Origin of the sequence: Cedecea sp., assembly GCF_036500665.1 — a bacterium.
In the GTDB taxonomy this organism is placed as follows: domain Bacteria; phylum Pseudomonadota; class Gammaproteobacteria; order Enterobacterales; family Enterobacteriaceae; genus Cedecea.
The window spans coordinates 1-5,663 of sequence record NZ_DASYBS010000166.1 but is presented as its reverse complement, the minus strand read 5'-3'; the positions used below and the strand labels follow the sequence as shown (position 1 = coordinate 5,663).

The following is a 5,663-nucleotide window of genomic DNA, read 5'->3' as shown; positions in this document are numbered from 1 at the left end:
ACCGTGGTGTTGGCCTCTGCCGCCAAGCTGAATGCCGCCTCACAATATGCGATTGGTGATATCACCCTGGCGCAAAGCATTATTGTCGAACGCTCGACCGATGCCACACTGATTACCCCGTTGGAACAAGCCGGGGTGACGGTGATTAAGGCTTGAGTAACCCCTCAATTAAATGACTTAATAAATACGCGGTTATTAATCCTGGCCGCGTATTTATTACTGTTAATCTCTGTGCAGCGGATAAAAATGCGAGAGCAATCACACTTCATTAAACTTATTTTTTCCCGAAGAGTCATTTCCCCCTTGGCAAATACCTCTATAGCGATTCCGAGGTAACATGATGATTATTAATAAATAGTATTTAAAACCCCGTTATGCCCCCTAAATAAAAACGAGATCAACTTCTCAAAAACATTGCCACCCAGCAGCATGTCAAGGTCATTCACGAAAATATTTGTGATTGTTTTGTGATATTGCCTGCAAATTTTAGCGATGTCAAAAATGACAATAAGCTCCACGGAACAGATTGGGAGCAGCTATATGAAAATCGGTGTAGTAATAAGCGGCGGCGACGTCACCGGCATCAATAACTTTATTTTCCAGGTTGCCAGGCTGGCGCAGGCCGATATCATTCTGTTCAACGGCGGAATACCCGGACTATTGACTAATCAGCACCAGGCTATCAGCCGACGTGATCTGGTTGATTACGCTATTTCAGCGATGCCAATAATGTCTTCCGGTCGCACGGCCAAAAAACTGGTCGCCAGTGAATATGAAACCATCAGCAAACAGCTTAAGGCTTTGCACATTGATGTGCTTATTATGGCCGGTGGCGACGGTTCGCTGCAGTTTTTAAATACCCTCAGCGAATTTGGCATTAACTGTTTTGGCGTGGGTATGACCATCGACAATGATGTTTTTGGCAGCCTTTACAGCATTGGATTTTCCACCGCCTGCGAACAGGTGATCAAAGAAGTTTCCAAACTGCGTAACACTGGGCGCGCCCTGCCTGGACGTGTGTTCATGATTGAACTGCTTGGCGGTTACTGCGGGGAACTGACGCTACAGGCGGCGATCAAATCCAATGCGGATTTTGCCCTGATCCCGGAATGCCAATATGTGTTAAGCCAACTGGCGGATAAAATAAGCCAGCGTCTGGAACAACAAAACAGCGTTATTATTTTATGTTCAGAGGGATATACCAAAGAATATTCACCGGGTTTTCAGGGTGCCATCGACACCATGATTAAACAGCTTGAGCCAAAAATTGGTGTACGTATTCGTAAAACCATTATGGGTTATGGCCTGCGCAATGGCGACCCTACCTGCGAAGAGATTTATCAGGGCACTATTATGGCCAGCGAAGTGGTTCGCTGTATTCACTCCGGCATGAAAAACAAGGCGATCATTATTAATTCCGCTAACCAACCCATCCCTATTGATTTAATCAGCATGCAAAAACGTTTGGTTGATACCGAAGGACACCATTATAAACTCGCCAGGCAATTAAATATAATCTGAGGAGAGACTCATGCTTAAAATACTGTGCGTATGTGGCTGTGGCCTCGGCTCCAGCTTTGCTATCGAAATGAGCGCAAGAGCGGTGCTGAAGAAATTAGAGATTGAGGCAGATATTGATCACACCACTATCTCTGAGGCCAGTGCCTTTAAATCAGATATTATTCTCACCCAAAAAACCTTCGCTGATATTTTAAATGCCGACGCCAGCGAAGAAGAAAAGAAACGGGTGATTATTCTGCACCGGCTCACCGATAAGGCGGAAATTGAGCAAAAGATTGTGGCCTTTTTGAAAGAGCGCGATATGAAGGAAGCCCACCATGAATAGTCTGATTGACTTTATCGTCAAGGACCTGCTCGGTCAGGCTTCGATTCTGATCGCCTTTATCGCCATGCTGGGGCTGATACTGCAGAAAAAATCCAACGGGAAAGTGGCTGAGGGTACCTTTAAAACCCTGTTGGGCTTTCTGATCATGATGGCAGGCATCAACATTATTGTCGGCGCCCTGACCTATTTGAACAGCATCTTCACTCACGGCTTCGGCATGACCGGCTACATCACCGACGTCGCCGCCATTGCCGGCTTGGCCAACCGCGAACTCGGCTCGGAAGTGGCGATGACGTTGATGGTGATTTTCGCGGTAAATATCATTATTGCGCGTATCACCCCGTTCAAATACATCTTCCTGACCGGGCAGGCGTTGCTGTGGATGGCCACCATAGGGGCGGTGATCGGCTATAAAGCGGGACTCACCGGCCTGCCGCTGATCCTGACCGGCGGCATATTTGGCGGCGTGATGGCGGTGTTAATGCCGGCGTTGGCCCAGCCGGTAGTCCGTAAGATTACCGGTTCGGATGACGTAGCTTTGGGGCATTTCTGCACCATCGGTTATCTGGTACAGGCTGCGGTCGCCAAGGTGGTCGGTAAAGGCTCACGCTCAACCGAAGATCTGGAGCTGCCCGACAACTTCAAGTTCCTGCAGGACACTTACCTGTCGATGGCGGTGGTGATGATCCCGATGTATCTGATCCCCGCGCTGGCAGCCGGTCCGCAGTACATCGCTCAGTATGCCGGTGGCATGAACTACCTGATGTACTCCTTTATGCAGGCCATCCAGTTTGTCGCCGGGGTATTTATCCTCTACAGCGGTGTGCGTCTGCTGCTCAATGAGTTGGTCCCGGCCTTTCGTGGTATCGCCATGCGCATCGTACCGGATGCCAAACCGGCACTGGACTGCCCGGTACTGTTCCCCTACGCCCCTAACGCGGTGATCGTTGGCTTCCTGGCTACCACGCTGGGTTCCATCATCGGCATGATCGTTTTCCCAATGTTCGGACTGGCAATGATTCTGCCCGGCCTGCTGACCAACTTTTTCGCCGGAGGAACCGCAGGCATCTTCGGCAACGCACTTGGCGGCCGACGCGGTGCCATGATCGGCGGCGTGGTCCACGGCCTGTTTATCACCTTCCTGCCCGCCATTCTGGTGCCAATGCTGGAAAGCTACGGTTTTGTCGGCGTGACCTTCAGCGACTCCGACGTCATCAGTAGCGGTCTGGTAATGGGGCATGCCTTCCAGGGTAACTGGCTGTTCATCGCTCTGTTCATCATCTTCGTCACGCTGATTGCGTGGTTTGTTAACGGTAAATCAACCAAGCACCATGAGGAAAAAGTCCATGAAACTCTATAACTTCAACGAGCTGCTGTCCGTGGCTAAAGCCCGTAATTTCAAGGCAATAGGTTCATTCAACCTCCACTGTTTGGAGATGCTGCCGGCCTTTTTCAAAGCGGCCAAGGACACCCACAGCCCGCTGATGATCCAGATTTCAACCGGCACCGCCGAGTATCTGGGCTACAAACTGCTGGTTGATTCGGTACGCTCACTGGCAGAAAGCGAAGGTGTGCCAACGTGCCTGCATCTGGATCATTGCTCGGACATCGCCTCCATCGTGACCGCGATCGACGCCGGTTTCAGTTCGGTGATGTACGACGGTTCGCACCTGGAAATGGACGAGAACATCGCCAATACCCGCAAGGTGATCGACATTGCACGCCAGCGCAACGTTTCTGTGGAGGCCGAATTGGGGGCTATCGGCGGCTCGGAGGACGGCAAAGCGGTCGCGGAAGAAGACATCACCTTTACCACAGTGGAAGACGCCAAACGCTTTGTCGATGAAACCGGGGTCGACATGTTAGCCGTCTCGGTCGGCACCGTTCACGGCATGTACACCGGGAAGGCACATATCCAGCATCAGCGATTGGCGGAAATCACCGCGGCCACCCGTACCCCACTGGTCCTGCACGGCGGTACCGGGGTCAGCGATGAGGACATGCGACGAGCAGTGGCAGGTGGCATTGAAAAGGTCAATGTGGGCACAGAAATGAACGTACAATGGGTCGGCCGCTGCATGCAGACATTCGAAAAGGGCAAGGTGAATGACAGCGTGCGTAAATTCCTGATCCCGGCCAATAATGCCGTCACTCAGGTATTAACGGAAAAAATCGGCCTGTTTAGATAAATACTACTCTACTTTCATTTTAATATAACCCTGGTGCCCTGGCACCCGTCAGGGCTGGAGACAATCATGCTTAACTTCATCAAACGTCTACGCGAAAAACAATCGACACCCGACGGGCACAATGAGGCTGAAGCCAATGATATATCAGCCGAAATTACTTTATTGGAGCAGCAATTGGCAGCAACGCCGGCAAATGGCGAAATTCATAAAACATTAATGCTGGTCTATAATCGGGCATTAAAGATTTATGCCAAAAATAAAAATCACCGCCAGGAAATCGATGTGGTTTTTATCAAAATGGACGAGCTGCGTAATATTATCAGGAAGTCTCTTTGAGGGAACATAATGACTATTAAACAACTGTTGATCGAGGCCGGAGCAATACAGGTCGGTGTGCAGGAAACGGACTGGAAAAAGGTGATTGAATTAGCGGCACGGCCTCTGATCGAGAACGGCTATATTTCCCCTTCCTATCACCAGGCGGTGATCAGCAATACGCTTGCCCATGGCGCTTATTATGTGTTTGACGAGGGGATTGCCATCCCCCATGCCCGGCCCGAGTGTGGCGTGATCAAAAATTGCTTCAGCATGGTGCTGCTGGACCAGGCCATCGCCTTTCAGGACAGTGAAAAGGCCGATATCGTCATCCTGTTCGGCGCGACGGACAGCAACCGGCATATTGAAGAAGGCATCCGGGCGATTGTCGAGTTGCTGGACAACAAACAGCGGCTCGATCAACTGCGCACCGCCAAACTGTGGCAAGAGGTGGTAGAAATCTTATGACTGCGCTAACTGACAGCGACGGCAAAACCGTTATTTTGGTCAATGGCATTCCAGCTTCTGGCAAGAGCACCCTCGCCCGTGCGCTGGCGCAGCACTTTGGCCTGCCTTATTTGAGCCTCGACAGCATCAAGGAGCCCTTTATGGCGCAACTGGACAACGTGGATCGTGAGCTTAACCGTCGGCTAGGTTACGCCGCCTATCAGGCCATTTGGTCTATGGTGGCGCAGGCACCGCAGCGCTGTATCTATGTGATTGACGCCTGGTACGGTTTTCAACCCAGAGAGTTGCTGCGTCAATACCTTCGCGAAGCGGGCGTGACTCAGGTTTTGGAAGTATGGAATCAGATCTCCGCAAAATTGGCGACCGAACGCTATGCTGCTCGCCTCGGCCAGCGATCGACAGGTCACCCCGGCGCAGAATACTTGCCAGAGTTACGGGCACTGGCCGAACGTGCCATGCCGATGGCCATCGGCCCGGTGATCCGCGTTGATCAAGCGCTCCCGCTGGAGATCGACCGGCTGGTAGATTGGCTGATGCAACATGGCGTGGGTGATAAGGCCGATGGAAATGTCGTCAAACTGAAAGTGGGTTGAGGTGTTCAGGCGCCTTGGTCCACCAGGACGCGGGAGTATTTTCCTCCCGCCTTCGTTTGAAATGGGACACCAATCGCAATTAGTGTGATTCAAGTCACTTTTTTATGCAACGACATGGCAATTTTCATCATTTTGTTTTTATACTGATCTGCACTTTACCTACAACAAAATAACGAGTGCACATCATGATTGACTCCCGCCTTCCGCTGACCGACATCCACCGTCACCTCGACGGCAACATCCGTGCGCAAA

Annotated in this window: 7 protein-coding genes and 1 pseudogene; all 8 read left to right on the top strand. The window is 51.1% G+C overall.

The window, feature by feature from the left end:
- A pseudogene (locus VGM55_RS26055) lies at positions 1 to 156 on the top strand (DeoR family transcriptional regulator); the annotation flags it as partial.
- A gap of 384 nt (positions 157 to 540) precedes the next feature.
- Entirely contained in the window at positions 541 to 1,521 is a 981-nt protein-coding gene (locus VGM55_RS26050) for a 6-phosphofructokinase (protein WP_331637166.1), read from the top strand.
- 10 nt (positions 1,522 to 1,531) lie between these two features.
- A complete protein-coding gene (locus VGM55_RS26045) occupies positions 1,532 to 1,846 on the top strand; it encodes a PTS sugar transporter subunit IIB (RefSeq protein ID WP_012144987.1) in 315 nt (104 codons plus the stop codon).
- On the top strand, positions 1,839 to 3,206 hold the full coding sequence (locus VGM55_RS26040; protein WP_278431489.1) for a PTS sugar transporter subunit IIC: 1,368 nt from the start codon (positions 1,839 to 1,841) through the stop codon (positions 3,204 to 3,206). Before VGM55_RS26045 ends, VGM55_RS26040 begins: the two co-directional genes overlap by 8 nt.
- A complete protein-coding gene (locus tag VGM55_RS26035; protein ID WP_331637165.1) occupies positions 3,193 to 4,035 on the top strand; it encodes a class II fructose-bisphosphate aldolase in 843 nt (280 codons plus the stop codon). Before VGM55_RS26040 ends, VGM55_RS26035 begins: the two co-directional genes overlap by 14 nt.
- Positions 4,036 to 4,101: 66 nt before the next feature.
- A complete protein-coding gene (locus tag VGM55_RS26030) occupies positions 4,102 to 4,371 on the top strand; it encodes a hypothetical protein (RefSeq protein WP_331637164.1) in 270 nt (89 codons plus the stop codon).
- A gap of 9 nt (positions 4,372 to 4,380) precedes the next feature.
- A complete protein-coding gene (locus VGM55_RS26025) occupies positions 4,381 to 4,818 on the top strand; it encodes a PTS sugar transporter subunit IIA (RefSeq protein WP_130380506.1) in 438 nt (145 codons plus the stop codon).
- Positions 4,815 to 5,411, top strand: coding sequence for an AAA family ATPase (locus VGM55_RS26020; RefSeq protein WP_278431487.1), 597 nt, complete (start codon positions 4,815 to 4,817; stop codon positions 5,409 to 5,411). Before VGM55_RS26025 ends, VGM55_RS26020 begins: the two co-directional genes overlap by 4 nt.
- The last annotated feature ends 252 nt before the right edge of the window (positions 5,412 to 5,663 follow it).

Excerpts from the sequence above, each read along its gene's own strand:
- VGM55_RS26035 (WP_331637165.1), top strand. The coding sequence starts at position 3,193 with ATGAAACTCTATAACTTCAACGAGCTGCTGTCCGTGGCTAAAGCCCGT.
- VGM55_RS26040 (WP_278431489.1), top strand. The coding sequence starts at position 1,839 with ATGAATAGTCTGATTGACTTTATCGTCAAGGACCTGCTCGGTCAGGCT.
- VGM55_RS26025 (WP_130380506.1), top strand. The coding sequence starts at position 4,381 with ATGACTATTAAACAACTGTTGATCGAGGCCGGAGCAATACAGGTCGGT.
- VGM55_RS26030 (WP_331637164.1), top strand. The coding sequence starts at position 4,102 with ATGCTTAACTTCATCAAACGTCTACGCGAAAAACAATCGACACCCGAC.
- VGM55_RS26020 (WP_278431487.1), top strand. The coding sequence starts at position 4,815 with ATGACTGCGCTAACTGACAGCGACGGCAAAACCGTTATTTTGGTCAAT.
- VGM55_RS26045 (WP_012144987.1), top strand. The coding sequence starts at position 1,532 with ATGCTTAAAATACTGTGCGTATGTGGCTGTGGCCTCGGCTCCAGCTTT.
- VGM55_RS26050 (WP_331637166.1), top strand. The coding sequence starts at position 541 with ATGAAAATCGGTGTAGTAATAAGCGGCGGCGACGTCACCGGCATCAAT.